Consider the following 927-nt stretch of genomic DNA (forward strand, 5'->3'; position numbering starts at 1 on the left):
CACCTGCGTATCCCGGCCCTGCCGCAGCCGTGGGAAGCGCCGCGCGCGCTGAACCCGCGCATGGCGCCGGCGCTGGACATCATGCTCGAGGGCCCGCTCGGCGGCGCCGCATTCAACAACGAGTTCGGCCGGCCGAACCTGCTGGGCTATTTCCGCAGCTTCGAGCTGCCCGAAGGCGGTATCACCCGCGCCTATGACAAGCCGATCATGCTGGCCGGCGGTCTGGGCGCGATCGACCGCGTGCAGGTGGAGAAGATCCCGCTGCAGGAAGGCGATGCGGTGATCGTGCTTGGCGGCCCGGCGATGCTGATCGGCCTGGGCGGCGGTGCGGCCTCGTCGGTGGCTTCGGGCGAAAGCGCCGAAGACCTCGATTTTGCCAGCGTGCAGCGCGACAACCCGGAAATGGAGCGCCGCTGCCAGGAAGTGATCGACCGTTGCGTGGCCATGGGCGCCGACAACCCGATCAAGTTCTTCCATGACGTGGGTGCCGGCGGCCTGTCCAACGCCATTCCCGAGCTGTTGCACGACTCCAATGTCGGCGGCGTGATCGACTTGGGCAAGGTACCCACCGACGATCCGTCGCTGTCGCCGCTGGAGCTGTGGTGCAACGAATCGCAGGAACGCTACGTGCTGGGCGTGGCGCAGGAGCGCCTGGCCGAGTTCGCCGCGATCTGCGCGCGCGAGCGCTGCCCGTTCGCCGCGGTCGGCGTAGCCACGGCCGAGGAACATCTGGTGGTGGCCTACGGCGCAACCCCCGGGCAACACCCCCGGCCGATGCGCCGATCGATCTGCCGATGGACGTGCTGTTCGGCAAGCGCCGAAGATGCACCGCGACACCGCCCATCCGCCGGCACCGCGCTGGCCGCAGCTCAGGACCGCCGGCCTGGATCTGCACCAGGCGGGCCTGCGCGTGCTCGCCCATCCGAC

The 927-nt window shown here is 69.6% G+C and carries 1 pseudogene; it reads left to right on the top strand.

The features are described from left to right. A pseudogene (locus JCM9942_RS16940) lies at positions 1–927 on the top strand (AIR synthase-related protein); the annotation flags it as partial.

Source organism: Stenotrophomonas pictorum JCM 9942, from assembly GCF_001310775.1.
In the GTDB taxonomy this organism is placed as follows: domain Bacteria; phylum Pseudomonadota; class Gammaproteobacteria; order Xanthomonadales; family Xanthomonadaceae; genus Stenotrophomonas; species Stenotrophomonas pictorum.